We start from the raw sequence: 16,722 nt of genomic DNA, 5'->3' as shown, positions 1-16,722 counted from the left end.
GCGGATCCGTCGGGTGCCGCGCACCAGGCTCTGGTGAATCTGCATGGGGCCAGTATAGCCATGGCCCAGCGGTTGATAGCGCCGAGTCCGTCGCGACACCCTTCAACGAGGGTCTTTCGGATCTATCTGAACCTGTACAGTTTCCCAAGCAGAGAAGCCGCTAGACGCATGGTGTTCAAGAACTCTACATTATTCTTGAACAGATCAGGATCATCTGGATGCAAGCTGTCAATATTGAATACGGCAATAATCTTCCGAAGATTCCTCGGGTGACGGACGGGGGTACCCAAAATGCATTGGAGACCTCGTGGGACCTTCCTTTGTTCGCGGTGATCGGCAAGCGCCCATAAGTTGGCGCCAGGATCAGCATACGTTTGCCGCATTTGGCTAGCGGCTGTGCCTGTTACACCTTCATCTCTTCGAATTCGCAAGGTACAGTCGTCGTAGTACTCCATCTGCCAATGAGCATCGATCACATACCTCCGAAAGATTGGATGCCAAACCATGACACAAGCACGACGGCGCTCGGCACGCTCAGGATGGTGCGTCCTGCCAGCGATTCGAATTACATCTCGAGCAAGTTCGCGGCGGCGAGCCTTTCTAAGTCCCGAATAGCTGATCCAGCTCGTGACCCATATCGCAAGAGCCACTGGAATAATAAGGTCGTAGGATAACAATCTAGAGCGTTGAAACCAAGGGAATTGGCTGTAGATTCCACACGCAAATGCCAGTGCAGGAATGAAGCTTACTAAAGCCGCCCGAAGCATTCGCTCGCCATGCCTCCTCGGATCGGCGAATTGCGGCTCAAGATGTATCTATGGGTACACAACCAGTCTTAGGTATCTAGCTTAGCTTAACCTCTTTGTCACGCGTTGTAATCCCCCGCGTATGGCGAAGGCGTCTATGACCTCACCGGTGTCCTGGTCAATGTCCAAGCCTTCGGTCAAGAAAGGTCTGTTGGGCTCTGAAGATGTATGTACCTGGCGCAGACTCGGCGAGGCAGGTCGCGTCATGGGCTGGTTTGGTCATCCAGGCTTCATGCAGTATGAATTCGGCCTCGAAGTCCTCCACGCGGACTGGCCAGTGTATCCAGCTGGCCGTGGCTGGGAAACAGCGTTAGGCACCCTCGGGGTGTTCCCGTCGGACTGGCGGTTTTTCCATATTGACGAAATTGACCAATGCACGCTGTTCGTGTGCGCTCGTTACGGCACTAAATTCCCCAAAGCGCCTTTCGATCTTGACTTCTTCCACGTCGCCGTGTGGGATGAAGATTTGCTAGAGCTTCACTGTCGAGGCCTTGTCGCAGGATTGTCCGTTCTCACTGCGTATCAAGCAGCCTTTGCGTACTATGAAAAGGTCAAGGACATGATCACCAGCTCGGGCGCGAGACTATTTCCTCTAAACCAACCTGGCCCGCGGCCCGACGAATACGATGAATATCCGCAAGAAGTGCGAGTCGCCGAAGCCGGATTGGCGGTGACCGACGCTGGAATGGATATGCTTTCATCCTTGGCACGCCCCATAGATTCCCTTGACGAGCAGATTAGAAATCGAGTCAAGCCAATACTTCTCATCCCGTTCTATGATACCGTTGTGAGGGAGGCCAGCGTTATTCTAGAGACGCGGCTGCGTGACATCGTGCACTCTGCTTCCTATGGTCAGAACTTAGTAAAAGAATACTACGAGCTAGTGTGCAAACAAGACGGAGGGAGTTCCGCGTTCTTGAAAGTTCTGCGCGGCGAGCTACGGACAATTTTCAAATTCGTTCGTAACGACTTTGCTCATTCGCTGAAGGAAATCACGGAAAGTCAATGCAGTGCATTGCTAGATCGTATTTCGCGTGCTCTCGAATCCGTAAATCAAATCCACCCCACGCGGTCCTAGTTTCAGTGTTGGGGGCTCATTTTGGCGGGCTTGTCTAGTACCCCCTCGGTCACGCCGTCGAGGAAGTAGGACAGCGGCCGCTTGAGCCTACGAGCGAGAATCTTCAGTGTGGTGAGACGGGGGGTGCGGTGGTCCCGCTCGAGCTCCGACACATAACTCTTCGTAAAATCCCGGCTGCCCAGCTGTTCCTGGGTCAGCCGCCGCTCGAGGCGGGCGGCGCGAATCTTCTGTCCGAGTGTCACGAGCGCTGTCTCGACGCCACGACCGTCTACCCTCGGCCGTCTGAAAACTGTCGCAACTCCTTGTACCAACAGGTCTCCTGTGTTGTCAAGTGAAACTCGATATAACAATGACGGAAGTAAACTCTTAGGGAATTGTATAGTTCACAAACCCAATGGGACCATCGCGTGGGAGACTAGACTCATAGCATTTCGCACGGATGAAACATGCACGAGATGAAATACGCTAAGAAAAGCCCGAAAAAATACGTGGTGTAAATGGCAACGAGCCCTGCCAGGATCATCCACCATTGGAACCCTTTGCGCCGCCACTGTAGGTAGAGGAACACCCAGGGCAGGAACGCCAATGCCGCGAGGAACAGTTCCAGTTGTACGGTCTGCGACATGGGGCAGGACTTCTTGGCCCGCGTTGGATTCGATTTCTTCACCAGCGGGCTCCACGCACATTAGGTGCGCTTCTACATCATTGTACTTGAAGTAGATCCGCGAGGCAGGGACGCCAGGGTAAGGATCTGTCTTGGCGAGAGACAGTAGCGTACCGGGAACGTGATCGAAACTCTCGGCGTCGTTGGCGATCCCGATGGTCGAGACTGCGTTGCTGCGCGACGTCGTGCCGGCCGCAGTCCTCTCCGTCAACTCGGCGAGTCCTCGACGTTGCTTGTCGTCCCGGCGGGACGCGCGTACTATCGGAACCGCGAGTCCGCACTACCGGAGGATGCGGCATGCTCTTCGAAAAGCTGTGGGATCAGGTCAAGGGCGCAGAGCGGACCGGCACCCTCACGGTCGAAGAAGCCCTGGACTGCGCCACGCGGCTGCCGCAGGCGCTCTTCTGTTCCATGATGGAATGTCTCGCCGACAACGGTGAGGATCCTGCGATCATCATCGTTCAAGTCGCCCGACTGCACGACGTGACGCTCCGGCGGCTGCGCGACATTGCGCGAACGCTTCGCGACCGCCGCTGCCAAGGGGTGCATTGACAGGCCGGCCGGGTTGAGCTTGCGGATTGATGTCGGTTCATCTAAAATTATAGATGTTCTGACATCAGTTCGACAGGAGGCCGGCATGCGAGGACGGGCGCGGGAGCGCGCCGAGCGCCAGGCGGGGGACATGCGGGCGCACGGCGAGGCCAAGATGGGCATCCACGTTCCGAAGGAGCTGCATCGCCGGTTTCGCGCCCGCCTGATCCTCGACGGCCGGCTGATGCAGGATGTGATCCGACATTGGGTGGACGAGGAAGTTACGTCGCATCGGACACGGCAGCCGTCCACCGGCGGGCTTCGTTTCTTCAAAGGCGTCGACCGCAGCACACTGGCAGCGATTGCGGTGCCGATCGAACAGGACAAGATCCGGCGGCTCAAGAGCAAGCTCTTGATGGAAGGGCGCAACATCTCGCAATGGGGCACCGAGCGCATGGAGCAGTTTCTCAGAGAACGCGGCTGAGCCGGCCGGCGGCGCTGGTGTGCGCCGCCGCTTTCGCCGGTCTCGTGCCGGGCCCGGTCGCGTCCGCGGCGCTGCCGGCGCTCACCGTCTACGCCACCCAGTCAACCGTCCGCACGTCGCTGCACCTTCAGCCCGGCTTCGCCATGATCGTACGTGCGGATCGGCGGATCGACACCGTCGCGATCGGCGATCCGCGCATGGTGGCCGCGGCGCCGGTCCGCCGGGGCCCGGACGTCTTCGACGTCGTTCTGCAGCCGTTGTCCGACACCGGCACCACCAATATGGTGCTGTGGTTCGGCGACGTGACCACGGTCTGGAACCTCGATATCGGCCCCGGACCGCGCACGGCCGACGTGGTCTTCGTAGTGACGCATCCGCATGCGGCGCAGCCCGCGGTCCCGCCCGCCGCGATGCGCGGCCCGGGAAACGCGACCACTGCGCCGGCCGCGGCCGTGGGGCCGAGGAACGCGGCGGCCGCGCCCGGCACATCCAGTCCGTCCTCCGGCACCCCGCGGCCCCCGGATACGCCGACGCAGCCGAGCACGCCCGCGACCGCGTCGTCCGGTGAACCGGTTTTGGATCTTCGGCAGACGGTCGGCGGGGTGACGGCGGTGTTTCACACGTTCCGAACGCGGAGCGGGATCCTGCTGCGCTACGAGATCACCAACGGCGCGGACGTCGATCTCCTTATCAGACCCGCCGCGATTCTCGTACGCGCGGACGGCCGCCCGGTCGCGTACGGCATGGCGCGCAACAGCGTCGATCGAGGACGGCCGGACGTCATCCCGCGCGGCGCGACTGAGACCGGCGTCATCGACATTGCAACGCCGTCTGCGCGGCAGATCGCCCTGGTGCTGTCGCTGGCGCGGGCGGCGTCGACACCAATGTCGCAGACACCCGATACGCCCGCGGCCCATGCCGGCACGGCCCCGTCGGCGCCGCCGCCGATCGTACTGCAGGCGACGTTCAGCGGTCTCGATCGGCTCCCCGTGGCGCCGGCGCCCTAACCCATCCGTCCGCTCGCCGTTCCACCGTGGCCGACGTCGACGCCCTGCTTGCGCTCATCCCGCGCTGGATCACGGCGGGCGTGGCGCCGCGCGACGCCGCGGACCTCGAGGAGGTCGTGGTCGATCTCGGGCGCGCGCCGCAGCTGCGGTTCCTGGACAGTACCGCGATCTCGCTCGCACCGCGCGAAGTGACCACCGAGGATGTCCAGTATGTGATCGGTCGTGTCACCCGGTTTCGGGAAGACAATCGCGCCGGCATCGAACGCACGCTGCACCGGATCGCCTGCGTACGGGATCGGTATCACGAGATCGTCGGCTTTACGTTTCGCATCGGCCGCTCGGTCGACGCGGCGGCCGAGCCGATCGCGGACCTGCTCGCGGAGGGTCATCACGTGCTGGTCATCGGTCCGCCCGGTGTCGGCAAGACGACGGTACTCCGGAGCGCGGCGGCGCTGCTCGCGGGCAGGATCGGACGGCGCGTCGTGATCGCCGACACGAGCAACGAAATCGGCGGGGACGGCCGCGTGCCCCATCCCGCGATCGGCGGGGCCCGGCGGCTGCAGGTCCCGCTGTTCGACCCGTCGCGTCCGACGACGCTGGGAGATCGACAGGCCCACCTGGTGCTGCAGGCGGTCGTCAACCACGGCGCGGAGTCGCTGATCGTCGACGAGATCGGCTTCGAGTCGGACGCCCGGGTCGTCCGGACAATGACGCGCCGGGGCGTCCAGCTCGTGGCGACCGCGCACGGACGCCGGCTGCAGGACGTCGTGCTCAACCCCGACCTCGCCTGCCTGGTCGGAGATCCCCGTCCCGTCGTGCTCTCCGCGGAAGAAGCGGCGCGCGCGGGCGTGAGCCGGCACACCGTCCTGGAGCGCACGGAGCCTCCGGCGTTCGACCGCGTCGTCGAGGTGGCGCGCCGCGATTTGTTCGTCATCCACCGGGACGTCGCGGCGTCGGTCGACGCCGTTCTCAGCGGGCTCGCCCCACCGGTGGAAGTCCGCCGGACGGCCGGCGCCGGCCGGACTGAACATCCACAATCGCAGGAGCGCGCGGATGCACCGCCCAATGCTGCACCGTCGTGGAGCGCGGGATCGTGAAGTGGTTCGACAGCCGGATGGGCTACGGCTTCGTGATCGACGCAGAGGGGCGGGACGTGTTCGTCCACCGGCGGGTCGTGCGGCGCGCCGGCCGGCGCCGGCTCGAACCCGGCGAGCCTGTCGAATACGAAGCCGAGGCCACGCCGCGCGGCGTGAAAATCACGCGTCTGGTCGCCGGGGAGGCTCCGAGGAAGCCGGCGTAGCGGGCGCGGCCGGGCCGTGCTCCGCCTTGCGCACCGTCGGGAACGCAATCACGCCCGTCTGCCGCACCGCCGTCTGTGCCTTGCGCTGCGGCACCCGCGGGTGGTTGGCGATGTTGAGGTCGAGGTTCTTGCCGCAAGTGCAGGTGACCTTGGACACCTGACTCGCATCGACCCACACGTTGCCGGAGGCGTCGGCGTGCCGGCGGGCGGCGTCGATGGCGCCGGACGCCTGCTCTTCGGCGTCCTCGCGCTCACCCTGCGCGGGCGTGCCGGTTCCGTAGACAGAGTAGATGAACCTCTTCGGATAATAGATGCTGTACTTCTTTCCGCATCGTCCGCAGGGAAATGTGAAGACCAGTGCCACCAAGCACCACCTCGGCCTTCATTCTAACATAGGCGGGAAAACAGGATATGAAGAGCAGGAATGGTCTGGCCTGCTGTGATAGCATACGCTCACTTGAGCCGCCACCGGAGGCTGTTAGGGATGGACGGACGAACGGTACGGACGCTTGCGACAGGCATCGTAATCGGCGCGGCCGGCGCGGCGCTTGCGCTCGGCGCAACCGCACTGCCCTGGACGCCGCATCACCGTGGCGCGCAAGGACAGATCCAATTTGTCGTACGGTCCGCGCAGGGCGCGCCGATCAACCCGCGCGAGTTTGTGCCCGTCCCGCCGCTCAACCAGCCCGGCAACGTCCCGAGCCAGGCGCCGTTCCCCGGCACCGGCTCGCAGCAGAATTGCGATAGGGTGTTGTTCTTCTACCAGGGGCGGCTGTATCAGCTGCGGCCCGGTCCCATGCCGCGCAACGGCGGCAACCCCGAGTTCTTCTACATGCAGCCGTACGACGGCCCCCAGGTGCCTGGGTTCCCCCAGATGGGCCCCGGCAACGGGCCTGACCCGCAGCAGTTGCCGATCCTGAAGTTCTAACGGGCCGACGCGCCGGCAAGGGAAACCGGCTCGCCGGAAGCCGCGAGGGCTTCGAAAGAACATAGAAAGAAACGCCGCGGCCGCGGGGCTCATCGCCCCGCGGCCGCTACCCTATCTCGACTGAAACCCTTCGCGCGATCTAGCGTTCGTAGTCGCCACCGTTGTTATCGCCGCCGTGGCGCTTGCGATTGTCACGACCACGCTGTCCGGGTGGCCCCCAACCGCCGCCGTTGTTCACGGCCGGCCCGTCTGGGCCTCCTTGCCCGCCTTGCAGTACCTGCGGCAGGTTCAGCAGGATATTGGTGATTGCGCCGGCACCGCCTATGGCGCCCATTGGGTTCGCACCTGGCGCGGGACTAGCGGCGGCGGGACGCGCAACCGGCCGCGCCACGGGTGCGGGACTCGTGACGGCGGGACGCGCCGCCGGCGCAGGCGCGGCCGCAGGAGGCGCAGCCACCGGTGCCGCGGCGGGTGCCGCGTTTACCGGCTGCGGCGCGGGCACGGCGACCTTCGCGGGGCCCGGATCGGCGATCACGGAAACGGGAACCGCGGCTTGAGGCTGCCGGATTCCGAGCATCGCCTGGCCCTGCGCTGTCGCCAAGCCGGTGACGGTCAAGATCGTGAGGCCTCCGAGGGCCGTTGTCAGGAATTTCATCATGGCGTAGTCACCTCAGTATCCGGTTACCCATCGTACGCCCGCGGCAAACATGGAGTTCGCAGGCCACGCGGGCTCGAACGCGGAGAAAAACTAGCGGCCGCGCCCGAGCCGGGCGTGCGGCCGCACGTCCGCGTTGACCAGCGACCGCGGCCATTCGCCGCGGGACACACGCGCGACTTCCTCGGCCACGGACCGCTTCAGGGCCTGCCGGGCCTCTTCGCTGTACCAGGCGACGTGGGGCGTCAAGATCGTGTTGGGCGTCTCGCGCAGCGGATGGTCCGCCGCCAGCGGCTCGCTCTCGAACACGTCCAGGCCCGCGCCGGCCAGCCGCCCTTCGCGCAGGGCGCGCGCGAGCGCCGCGGTATCGATGACGGCGCCCCTCGACGTGTTGACGACGATCGCCGACGGCTTCAGCATGCGGATCTCTTCCTCGCCGAGCAGGTGCCGCGTGTCCGATCCGAGCGGCGCGTGAAACGACAAGAGGTCCGACTGCCGCAGCAGTGTCGCGTAGTCGACGAGGGTCGCGCCGGCCTCACCCGCGGCGGTCCGCGAGACATATGGATCAAACGTCAGCAGGTGCATCCCCAGCGGCGCCGCGTATGCGGCCACGGAACGGCCGATCCGGCCGAAGCCCACGATGCCGAGCGTCTGCCCGCGGATTCGGCGGATCGCCGGCGTCACCGAAGGGCCCGCGGGCCAGCGTCCCGCGCGGACCGCCGTATCGTACGTGCGAAGCCGGCGGTGCACGGCCAGCAGCAGCGTGAACGCGTGCAGCGCGACCTCTTGCGTCCCATAGTCCGGCACGTTCGCGACGCAGATCCCGGCCTTGGTCGCCGCGGCGAGATCCACGGTGTCCACGCCTACCCCATAGCGCACAATCGCCAGACAGCGCTGCGCCGCTTCGATCGTGTCCGCGGTCACGGGCGCGTACTCGTTCATCAGCGCGTCGGCGACCGCCACGTCGGCGAGGAACGCGCGGCGGTCCTTCGCGTTGGCGACGCGCAGCTCGATCCCCAGCGGCCGGAAGACTTCTTCCTCTTCGTCGAGATTGGGAAAATCGTGGTCGGTGATCACCGCGAGAAACGGCATGGATACGAGGGTTTGTGGCGGACTCCGACGGTTCCTCCGGAGGACGGACGCGGCCGCGGGCGCGGCGGCTACCGCCGGCGCAGGCCCGCGATCGCGCGCACGCGGTCGAGATCCAGGTGCCGGGCGACGAGATCCGCGAGACCGTCGAGCCGCTCGTCGAGCGTGACGCTCCGCCGCTCTCCGCGCCACCGCGCGGCCGCCGCGGCCACGCCGCGGCGCGCCCACAGGCCCTCGAGCAGCGCGTGGCGGACCGCCGGATTCTCGAACAGGCCGTGCACCGATGTGCCGCAGATCATCCCGTCGGGCGAGGCCGCGCCGCCCGGCTCGTCGCAGCGACGCCCGCTCCGCGCGAGGATGCGCACCCAGGCCGGCCCGCCCGGTGCGCTCCGGCCCATATGGATCTCATAGCCCTGCGCTTCGATCTCCGGCCAGGCGCCCACGAGTCCGCCGCGGTGCGGTGGTGACGCGCCGACCCGGACCCTCACGCGCGCCGTGCGCTTGGTGCGGCCGAACGTCGTCGCGACCGGCAGCAGGCCGAGTCCCTCGACGACCGGGCGGTCGGATTCGACCCGCTCGGGATCGTCGATCCGGCGTCCCAGCATTTGGTAACCGCCGCAGATGCCGAGGACCGGGACGCCCGCGAACGCGGCGTCCCGCACCGCCTCCGCCAACCCGGATCGCCGCAGCACCTCCAGGTCCGCTACGGTAGACTTGCTGCCCGGCAGGACCACGAGATCCGGACGGCCGAGACGTTGGCCCGGCCGGACGTACCGCACGCGGACACCGGCCTCTTGCTCCAACCCGTCGAACTCGTCGAAGTTCGAGATGTATGGAAGATGCACGATGGCGACCTCGAGCCACGGCTCGCCGGGTGGCTGCGCCCCGGCGTCGCGCGTCCCATCGCGCCGGGCGCCGCCGGCCCAATCCAGCGCCACTGCGTCCTCTTCCGGCAGGCGCCACGCCGGCGCGTACGGAACGACGCCGAGCACCGGACGCCGCGTCCGGCGTTGCAGGTCCTCCAGCGCCGGCCGCAGCGCGGCCGCGTCCCCGCGGAACTTGTTGATGACGAAGCCGCGGACGAGGGCGCGCTCCGTCCGGTCGAGGAGCGCCATGGTGCCGGCGAGTGCCGCGAACACCCCGCCGCGGTCGATGTCTCCGGCGATCAAGACGGGCGCGCCCGCGTATCGGGCGATCCGCATATTCGTGAGATCGGACCGCCGGAGATTGACCTCCGCCGGTGAGCCGGCCCCCTCGATCACGATGAGGTCGGCTCGGGCGCGCAGCGCGTCGAGCGAGCGGGCGATTGCGCGCCACACCGCCGCGCGCGTCGGCGGGGAAGCCGCCGCGCGGCCCAACACGATCACCTGCGTGCGGCCGGACGGCGCCGGCTTCACGAGGACCGGGTTCATCTCAACGGCCGGCTCCACGCCGGCCGCCCGCGCCTGCACGGCCTGCGCGACGCCGATCTCGCCCCCGCCCCGAGTGACCGCGGCGTTGAGGGAGATATTCTGCGCCTTGAACGGCGCGACGCGCCATCCATCGCGCGCGAACAGACGGCAGAGCGCCGCGGCCAGCGTGCTCTTCCCTGCGTGCGACGCCGTTCCCTGAATCATGAGGACGCGCGCGCGCGGCGCGGACCTGTGCGTCATCGCGGCAAAGGATTCACGCCGCCCATCCAAGAACCCCCCAGCCGGTGATGATCCGGTGAGATCGACCCTCACGCAGAAGCCGCTCTGGCTCGGCACACTTCCCTACGCGCTCATCGCGGCCGCGACGCTGCTGCGGCTCGCGCCTCACGCGCCGAATTTTCAGCCGATCGATGCGCTGGCCTTGTTCGGCGGCGCGATTCTTCCGGGAGCGTGGGCGTTCGTCGTGCCGCTCGGCGCCGTCGCGCTGTCCGATGCGGTGCTCGGGTTCTACGGCGTCGGGATGATCTGGGTCTATGCGAGCTATGTCGTCATCGTCGTCTTGGGCCGGTTCGCGCTGCGCCACCGTTCGATGAAGGGGGTCGCCGGAACGGCGCTCGTCTCGGCCGTCCTGTTCTACCTCATCACCAACTTCGGTGAGTGGCTGGGCCCGCTCTATCCGCACACGCCCGCCGGGCTGGCCGCCTCGTACACCGCGGCGATTCCGTTCTTCCGCAACACCGTCCTGAGCGACCTTGCGTACTCGCTCGCGCTCTTCGGCATCTACGACGCCGCCCGTCTCGCGGAGCGGCGCCGCGCCGCCGGCATCGCGGCGGCTCAGCGCACCACGTAGCGAATCCGCAGCGTCACATACGCGTCGATCGGCGCGCCATCGCGCGTCGCCGGCGCGAACCGCCATCCGCGCACGGCGTCGACCGCCGCGCGATCGAGGGCGTTCGACCCTGATGGGCCGGTGACCTCAACCGCGCGCACCTCGCCCGTCGAAAGAATCAACGCCCGCATCCCCACGACGCCCTCCGTGCCTTCGACGACCGCGGCGGCGCCGAGATCCTGACGGCGCACGGTAAGACGGAAGGCATCGCCCGGATAGAGCATCTCCGCCGTCGCGATGACCTTGGGCGGCGTCAACACAGGCGTGTGCGCGGCGGGCCGGACCGTCTGTGCAGGTGCGGAACCCGATGGCGGCGTGGCGCCGGGCCCCGACGGACTGCCGGACGCGGGACCCGAGGCGGCGGCTCCCGTCGAGAGTGAACCGCCCGCACCGGAACCGCTTCCCGCCGCCGTGTCACCCGCGGCCGAGGCGGACGCGGGTCCGGTCGCCCGGCCCGCGTTGGAGCTCGCCGGCGCGGAGGGCAGCGTCGACGCCGGAGCCGTTCCGGCGGCGCCCGCGGGCGGAGCGGTTGCTCCCGACGGTCCCGCCGGCGGACGAGGTGACGGCATTCCCCGCGGCGCGGGGCGGGACGCCGCGACCCGAGGCGACGCGGGCGGGTGAGGTATAGGCGCGGGCGTCCGGAACATTGAGCGAGAGCGCTCCCCGCCGCCCACGGCGGACGTCGCCATGATCTCTCCCTCGTCCGCGGCGGTGGGGCCGCGCAACGGCGACGCCGCCCTCGGAGGCGCGCCGGCCCGCGGCGCTCCAACGGCGCTCCCGGCGGCCCGCGGCGACGGCGGCAGAGAACGAGGGCGCACCCACGCAGCCCAGGACGCCCCCGAGGCCGCGAGCGCCGCGCAGACGATGATGAAGACCACGCGGGTGCGCATGATCAGAATGACTTCGCGACCGTCACGAACAGTCGCCTCCCGGGCTCGGCGAATCCCTGCGCGTCCTGGTACTGGATATCGAACACGTTGGCGACGCCGGCCTGCACGCGGTAGCCTTCGGCGAAGGGCCAGGTCACCGTCACCGACGTGAGCCAGTACCCGGGCAGCACGATGGTATTGGCGGCGTCCGCGAACGTGTCCCCCGAGTACCCGACGATCAGGGCGATCGTCGCCGCCCGGGCAGGCTGATAGTCGACCTCGAGATTGCCGATCGAGCGCGGCACGTAGATCACATCGAGATTCGTCGCGACGTCGCGAGCCCGCTGGCTGGTGTAGTTGGCCCTGACGAACCACTGCGGGGACAGCCGGCCGGCCACTTCGACCGAGCCGCCGGAGATGATCGCGTGTCCGACGTTCACCGGGATGAAGAGCGGCGGCGGCGACGTGATCAGGTTCGTGGCATCCTTGTAAAAGCCGTCGATCTGGAGGGTTAATCCCGCCGCCAGCGCGTACTCGACGCTCGCATCGTACGACCACGCGCTTTCCGCCTGGAGGTTCGGGTTGCCGAAGAGCCCGGGGGCGAGCTCGTCGAAGGTCGGCGCCCGGTACGTCCGGCCGGCCGCCGCACGGAACAGCAGGCGGTCGCTGAGCAACACGACGACGCCGCCGCGCGGGTCGATCTGCGTGCCGTAGAGGTTGGGCTCGTTGGCGGGGAGCGTGAACGTGTCCTGCCGTATGCCGAGCGACAGCAGGACCGCCGGGGTCAGCCGCCAGTCGTACTGCGCGTAGACTCCCAAGTCGCTGCCCTGGTTGGGGAAGACGACGCCGCCGTTGTCCGTGTGGAAGATGACCTCGTTCTGGTAGTCGGCGCCGAGCGTGAGCAGGTTGCCGCCGCCGACGGCGAGCACGACCTGAGCCTGCGCGCCCCAGAAGTCGGCGATGTCTTCCGACTGGAATGCGAGACCCGGGCTCAGAAAATTGACGTCGTCGTAGGTGCGGTACACGCGCAGCAGCGTCCCGGGGCCGTCGGCGCGCCCGGTGCGCCAGGACGCGTCGAGTAACGTCCGTCCTTCCCACAGCCTCGCAAGCAGGTCCTGAAACGGCGTCGGGCCGGGAGAGCCGGTATTGTGGTAGAGACGGTCGCCGGTCAGCGTGAGCACGCCGCCGCCGCCGGTCGCCCATTGGAGCTTCGCCATCACCGTGGAGTTGCTGTAGTCGGTGTCCGGCGCGAACCCGGTGCTGCCGGTCTGAATCCCCTGCAGGAGGTAGGTCGTCGCTCCGGTCTGACCGCCGATCGACAGCACGTTGCTCGTCTCGCCGAAGGACCCGATGCGCGCGGACGCGGAGGACCCGGGCCGCGTTTTCGTCACGATATTGACGACGCCGCCGATCGTCGCGCTGCCGTAGATCGCGGAGAACGGTCCGCGCAGCACCTCGATATGATCGACCTGCTGGATCGGCAGCGTGCTGAGATCCACGCTCGCCTGGTCGGGCCGGTTCAGCGGCACGCCGTCGAGCAGGATGAGGGTCTGCGTCGAGGGCGAGCCGCGGATGCTCATCGTCGTTAGCGAGCCCGGGCCGCCCGTTGAGCGCACCAGCACTTCGGGCAGCACGCGCAGCGCGTCGCCGACCGTGAGCGCGCCCATCGCGGCGATCTCGTCGGCGGTGATGACGCTGATCGAGGCCGGGCTGGTCGCCGGCAGCTGCGGCCGCCGGCCGGCGATCTCCACCTCCGGCAACTCAAACGTCGGCGGCTGAGCGTCGGGCGGCGGGGCGGACTGCGCGGAAACGCCCGGAGATGGCCCCAGCAACAGCGCGACGGCGAAGAGGGCGACTGTTCCCCGGCATCGCGCGGACCCGCGTGCGCGGGACGGAGCGGACATCGACATCCTCCGTTCCCGGTGTCACGCCACCCCGGCCGCAACCGGAGTGGCAACAAAAAATGGGCCCCGGTGCGGGCACGGGGACCATGGCGGCATGACGCCGTGGCGTACTGGCCTTTCAGCCGAAGGTCACCGTACGCGCCCGGACGGGCAGGTTTCCTGGCTCCGGATCCTCGCCGTGCCGCGCCTTCCCGGTTTCCCAGTGGCGATCGCGGAACGGCTCCCCGTTACAGTGGCGGGACCGCGCCGGCTTTGCGGCCTTGTGGACGCCCTTTCGGCGACGCACCGGCCGCGCACCGGACTTCCCTCTTCTCCCTCGGCGAACCGAGGGCACCCGTCCAGTACGATATGCAGTTGTCAGCGCGTTCGTTCGCGGCGGGCGGCGCGGCTCCTGCCCGTACGGCCCTAGGACTTCGGAACCCGCAGCGGGGACACGAACGCCTCTCGGATCCAAACGTTCGGACCGCTGGCCAGGAGCGAGCGGACGACCTGCGCGACATCGTCCGCACGGAGGGCCCAGTCCTTTGCCGAAGCACCGGCGGAAAACGACGTCTGGACCGAGCCGGGCTCGACGACGCTGACCTTCACCCCGCGGTTGCGGACCTCGAGGCCGACGGCCTCGGTGAACCCGATGACGCCGAACTTCGACGCCGAATACGCAGCGCTTCCGGCCATGCCCATGCGCCCCGCGCCAGAGGCGATATTGACGATGTGGCCGCGGCCCTGACCCAGCATCACCGGCAACGCCGCCTTCGTGAACAGGAAGACGCCGGTCAGGTTGACCTCCATGAGGCGGCGCCAGGCGTCGAGGGGCATCTCGTGCACGGGGCCCGACCACCCGATGCCCGCGTTGTTGACCACGCCGTCGACGGAGCCGCCCCATTCCTGCGCGCGGGCGACCGCCGCCGCCGCGGTGGCTTCGTCCGTGACGTCACCGGCAACCGCCGTCGCGCGGTCTTCACCCGCTTCGTCGATGACCTGGGTCAGGTCGGTCTTCGTCCGTGCCACCAGAACCACCCGTGCGCCGGCCCCGACAAGATCTCTCGCCACCGCCCGGCCGATTCCCCGGCCGGCCCCGGTTACGATGATGACCCGGCCCGACAACTCCGCATCCACGTCCGCACCTCCCGCCTCAAGTCCGGCCTCCCGCTCCCAAAGCTATACCGCGGCCGCGCGCCGGCCCCTTCGTTGGATCGGCGCATCTGCCGGGAGGGCGCGCAAAGCGAGACGCCGGCCGAACGGCCGGCGCCTCGCGGTATTCAGACTCGCCCTATCTGGCGCCGCAGAGTTCACAGCGCCGGACGCGGTCGGCCTAGTTGTTCTTGTGGGTCGCCGGCTCCGTCGGCACGTTGGTCACATTCGGCTGAAGCGTCGCGATGGAACGCTCCAACAGCGGCGTCGTCGTAGCGACCTTCGCCGGGGTGTTGTCCGTCGTACCGACCGCCACCCAGACGCGGCTGCCGTGGCTGACGCAGGTCTCGATACTCTGCCGCGGCTCGCCGTTGCTCGCCTTCCAGTTATAGACTCGAGAGTAGGCGGGCTGGCCGCCGATTGTGGCCGGGCTTTCCTTTACCACCGTCCACGTATGGATGGCGTAGCGCAGCACCAGGTCCGACTCGCTGATGCACTGCTGTGCGGTGATCGGGACTTTCCAATCGTAGACGGTCACGTCAAGGCTGTCCGGTAGCAGGGCCGCCTTGCCCGCCGCCTGAGGCGCGGCAGACTTGGCCTCGACGGCCGGGTTCTTGGCTTGGGTCGTGACGGTCCATGTCGCGGGAACGTCGATGGTGAAACGGTTCTGCGGATCCCGGACGGCCTTGAGGCTCAGGTTCTGGGCCGCCACGGTGCCGGTCCCCGCCAGCGCGGCCACCAACACGACGGCCACGAGCGCCCCAGCTACCCGCAGCACCGCAGTACGACGCTTGCTTTCCACGAACGTCACCTCCTCGTTCAAACACTCGCGAAGAACTCCGCGCGACAAGCGCGCGGCGCCGAATAACGGCTAATCCGTGCCATTTTCCCCGCCGATCGGGGCCGTAAAACCACCGGGGGCGCCGGGACACCGGCGATCCGGTGCTTCGACCGACTCGGGCGTCTGTTTGGAGAAGCGACGGTGTAGTGCCGAAAGGTTCCGGCGGGCTACCTCTTTTACTACAACGCGCGCAGCGCTGCGGATGGCGGAGGGGGGGAGATTTGAACTCCCGATACCCGTGAGGGTATAGCGGTTTTCGAGACCGCCCGATTCAGCCAGGCTCTCGCACCCCTCCGTGGCTGCTCAGATTGTACCACGGGGACACCGCGCCATTGGAGCGCTCCAAACCGCCGTGGCGTTCAGGCGCATGAAGATGATTGGGTTCAAGTGTTTTCGCAACTTCCACCGAGTTTAATTGCTGTGCCATAGGCACGGATACTCGGCCTAGGTGCTAACCCTCCGGAAGAAATGCAACTTCGCCCCCATGTCACCACTCTTTGGCGATCGCACTTCAGGCTTTACCCTAAGACCATCAAGATTGCGATACGGTCGACGATGAGTGAATTCGAGGGGGAGTGAAAAATCATGTTTAGCCTGAAGCGTATCGGGGCGGCGGCCGTCATCCTCGCGGTGGCGTGGCTTGGGCTCCAGCGCGTTGCGAGTGCGGAGCCGAGCCGCCTCACCACGACGCAGGGAGTGCTCAGCGCGGCAGCGTGTGACGATGCGAATTGCGTGACACTCACGGCGACCATCACCACGCCGGCCGGGACGCAGTCGTTCGTCGTATCCCGAGGGAGCACCGCTGTGCGGGTGGGGACGGAGCAAGTGCCGCCCGCCACCCTGGAGCGCTTTGTCGGCGCACCGGCGATCGTCTTGTCGACGCCGGTGGGGTCGAAGCAAGTCGCCGGGCGGATCGACGTTCTCGTCTTCCCTGTACAGGGGAGCGTTAACCCGTCCGTCTCCAACGACGACAATGATCACTCGAACCCCAATGCAGCTAATGGTGATTCACCCAAAGGCGGGACGAGCGGCGGCGGCACCACGGGTGGCGGGACGACCGGCGGCGGGACGAGCGGCGGCGGCACCACGGGTGGCGGGACGACCGGCGGCGGGACGACCGGTGGCGGGACGACC

20 protein-coding genes, 1 tRNA gene and 1 riboswitch are annotated in these 16,722 nt (G+C 67.2%); of the genes, 10 read left to right on the top strand and 11 right to left on the bottom strand.

Features of this window, described 5'->3' with window-relative positions:
• Window positions 1-903: 903 nt before the first annotated feature.
• Window positions 904-1,884: a hypothetical protein gene (locus VKT83_00105; GenBank protein HLY20848.1), complete on the top strand. Its 981-nt coding sequence runs from the start codon at window positions 904-906 to the stop codon at window positions 1,882-1,884.
• Between the two features lie 2 nt (window positions 1,885-1,886).
• Here the strand turns inward: VKT83_00105 and VKT83_00100 are convergent, their stop codons facing one another.
• Together VKT83_00100 and VKT83_00095 are read right to left on the bottom strand one after the other, a co-directional pair.
• Complete coding sequence (locus VKT83_00100) at window positions 1,887-2,126, bottom strand: helix-turn-helix transcriptional regulator (GenBank protein HLY20847.1); 240 nt, start codon at window positions 2,124-2,126, stop codon at window positions 1,887-1,889.
• 179 nt (window positions 2,127-2,305) lie between these two features.
• Window positions 2,306-2,551, bottom strand: coding sequence for a hypothetical protein (locus VKT83_00095; GenBank protein ID HLY20846.1), 246 nt, complete (start codon window positions 2,549-2,551; stop codon window positions 2,306-2,308).
• A gap of 294 nt (window positions 2,552-2,845) precedes the next feature.
• Here VKT83_00095 and VKT83_00090 point away from each other — a divergent pair, with 294 nt between their 5' ends.
• The 5 genes from VKT83_00090 to VKT83_00070 all read left to right on the top strand — a co-directional run bounded on the left by VKT83_00090 (window position 2,846) and on the right by VKT83_00070 (window position 5,870).
• Window positions 2,846-3,100 (top strand): hypothetical protein, encoded by a 255-nt coding sequence (locus VKT83_00090; protein HLY20845.1) that lies wholly within the window; start codon window positions 2,846-2,848, stop codon window positions 3,098-3,100.
• Window positions 3,101-3,185: 85 nt separating this feature from the next.
• Window positions 3,186-3,563: a hypothetical protein gene (locus VKT83_00085; GenBank protein ID HLY20844.1), complete on the top strand. Its 378-nt coding sequence runs from the start codon at window positions 3,186-3,188 to the stop codon at window positions 3,561-3,563.
• A gap of 17 nt (window positions 3,564-3,580) precedes the next feature.
• Window positions 3,581-4,570 carry a pilus assembly protein N-terminal domain-containing protein gene (locus tag VKT83_00080; GenBank protein HLY20843.1) on the top strand — a complete coding sequence of 330 codons (990 nt, stop codon included), beginning with the start codon at window positions 3,581-3,583 and terminating at the stop codon, window positions 4,568-4,570.
• 26 nt (window positions 4,571-4,596) lie between these two features.
• The gene (locus tag VKT83_00075; GenBank protein ID HLY20842.1) at window positions 4,597-5,667 is read left to right on the top strand and encodes a hypothetical protein; all 1,071 of its coding nucleotides are present in this window, start codon (window positions 4,597-4,599) and stop codon (window positions 5,665-5,667) included.
• Window positions 5,664-5,870 (top strand): cold shock domain-containing protein, encoded by a 207-nt coding sequence (locus VKT83_00070; protein ID HLY20841.1) that lies wholly within the window; start codon window positions 5,664-5,666, stop codon window positions 5,868-5,870. Before VKT83_00075 ends, VKT83_00070 begins: the two co-directional genes overlap by 4 nt.
• Here the strand turns inward: VKT83_00070 and VKT83_00065 are convergent.
• On the bottom strand, window positions 5,827-6,234 hold the full coding sequence (locus VKT83_00065) for a hypothetical protein (protein ID HLY20840.1): 408 nt from the start codon (window positions 6,232-6,234) through the stop codon (window positions 5,827-5,829). The two genes, VKT83_00070 and VKT83_00065, sit on opposite strands and share 44 nt — an antisense overlap.
• Before the next feature lie 120 nt (window positions 6,235-6,354).
• Here VKT83_00065 and VKT83_00060 point away from each other — a divergent pair, with 120 nt between their 5' ends.
• Entirely contained in the window at window positions 6,355-6,798 is a 444-nt protein-coding gene (locus VKT83_00060) for a hypothetical protein (protein HLY20839.1), read from the top strand.
• A gap of 139 nt (window positions 6,799-6,937) precedes the next feature.
• On the opposite strand, the gene VKT83_00055 is transcribed toward VKT83_00060, so the two are convergent.
• The 3 genes from VKT83_00055 to VKT83_00045 all read right to left on the bottom strand — a co-directional run bounded on the left by VKT83_00055 (window position 6,938) and on the right by VKT83_00045 (window position 10,194).
• Window positions 6,938-7,456, bottom strand: a complete 519-nt coding sequence (locus VKT83_00055) for a hypothetical protein (protein HLY20838.1) — start codon at window positions 7,454-7,456, stop codon at window positions 6,938-6,940.
• Window positions 7,457-7,546: 90 nt separating this feature from the next.
• Window positions 7,547-8,545, bottom strand: a complete 999-nt coding sequence (locus tag VKT83_00050; GenBank protein ID HLY20837.1) for a C-terminal binding protein — start codon at window positions 8,543-8,545, stop codon at window positions 7,547-7,549.
• Between the two features lie 68 nt (window positions 8,546-8,613).
• Entirely contained in the window at window positions 8,614-10,194 is a 1,581-nt protein-coding gene (locus tag VKT83_00045; GenBank protein HLY20836.1) for a cobyric acid synthase, read from the bottom strand.
• A gap of 55 nt (window positions 10,195-10,249) precedes the next feature.
• Here VKT83_00045 and VKT83_00040 point away from each other — a divergent pair, with 55 nt between their 5' ends.
• Window positions 10,250-10,804: a DUF6580 family putative transport protein gene (locus VKT83_00040; protein HLY20835.1), complete on the top strand. Its 555-nt coding sequence runs from the start codon at window positions 10,250-10,252 to the stop codon at window positions 10,802-10,804.
• Here VKT83_00040 and VKT83_00035 read toward each other — a convergent pair.
• The gene (locus VKT83_00035) at window positions 10,789-11,103 is read right to left on the bottom strand and encodes an energy transducer TonB (protein HLY20834.1); all 315 of its coding nucleotides are present in this window, start codon (window positions 11,101-11,103) and stop codon (window positions 10,789-10,791) included. The two genes, VKT83_00040 and VKT83_00035, sit on opposite strands and share 16 nt — an antisense overlap.
• Window positions 11,104-11,158: 55 nt before the next feature.
• On the opposite strand from VKT83_00035, the gene VKT83_00030 reads away from it, so the two are divergent.
• Window positions 11,159-11,464, top strand: coding sequence for a hypothetical protein (locus VKT83_00030; GenBank protein HLY20833.1), 306 nt, complete (start codon window positions 11,159-11,161; stop codon window positions 11,462-11,464).
• A gap of 271 nt (window positions 11,465-11,735) precedes the next feature.
• On the opposite strand, the gene VKT83_00025 is transcribed toward VKT83_00030, so the two are convergent.
• The 4 genes from VKT83_00025 to VKT83_00010 all read right to left on the bottom strand — a co-directional run bounded on the left by VKT83_00025 (window position 11,736) and on the right by VKT83_00010 (window position 15,883).
• Window positions 11,736-13,616 carry a TonB-dependent receptor gene (locus VKT83_00025; protein HLY20832.1) on the bottom strand — a complete coding sequence of 627 codons (1,881 nt, stop codon included), beginning with the start codon at window positions 13,614-13,616 and terminating at the stop codon, window positions 11,736-11,738.
• A gap of 131 nt (window positions 13,617-13,747) precedes the next feature.
• A riboswitch (cobalamin riboswitch) is annotated at window positions 13,748-13,969 on the bottom strand.
• A 52-nt stretch (window positions 13,970-14,021) separates the two neighbouring features.
• A complete protein-coding gene (locus VKT83_00020; GenBank protein HLY20831.1) occupies window positions 14,022-14,732 on the bottom strand; it encodes an SDR family NAD(P)-dependent oxidoreductase in 711 nt (236 codons plus the stop codon).
• A gap of 196 nt (window positions 14,733-14,928) precedes the next feature.
• Complete coding sequence (locus VKT83_00015) at window positions 14,929-15,570, bottom strand: hypothetical protein (GenBank protein ID HLY20830.1); 642 nt, start codon at window positions 15,568-15,570, stop codon at window positions 14,929-14,931.
• 221 nt (window positions 15,571-15,791) lie between these two features.
• Window positions 15,792-15,883 (bottom strand) — tRNA-Ser (locus VKT83_00010).
• A 290-nt stretch (window positions 15,884-16,173) separates the two neighbouring features.
• Between VKT83_00010 and VKT83_00005 the strand changes: the two genes are divergently transcribed.
• On the top strand, window positions 16,174-16,722 hold a 549-nt coding region (locus VKT83_00005; protein ID HLY20829.1), incomplete at its 3' end, for a hypothetical protein.

It is taken from the genome of bacterium (assembly GCA_035308905.1).
Classification (GTDB): Bacteria; Sysuimicrobiota; Sysuimicrobiia; order Sysuimicrobiales; family Segetimicrobiaceae; genus DASSJF01.
This window is presented reverse-complemented; position numbering and strand designations above follow the sequence as displayed.